Annotated in this window: 1 protein-coding gene; it reads right to left on the reverse strand. The window is 68.2% G+C overall.

Annotation, left to right across the window (positions count from 1 at the left end):
• Window positions 1–277, reverse strand: a 277-nt coding sequence (locus tag ACZ3HH_RS29815; protein ID WP_465810149.1) for an inositol monophosphatase family protein, incomplete at both ends; no start/stop codon positions are given.

Here is a 277-nt window from a genome sequence, read left to right on the forward strand (position 1 = left end):
CCGGGCAGGACGGGTTCGTACTGCCAGAAAGCATCCATGTGTCCGGCCGCCACGAGCAGCATCGGGAACGTCGAGGGCACCGTCGCTTTCACGAGGAAAGCCGCCCCGAGGAGCGCCGTCATCGATGCGCCGATGGCCGAATACGTTGCGGCCTGCTTCGCCTCCGCCTGGCCGGTCCCCACGATCGCGATCTCGAGACCCTGCTTCGCCGACACCGCGAGAGGGCGTCCGTTGACGAAGGCACCCCCGCCGAGGGTCGCCGTGTAGGTGAGATCGG

It is taken from the genome of Pseudomonas sp. PME37.24/025 (assembly GCF_055556615.1).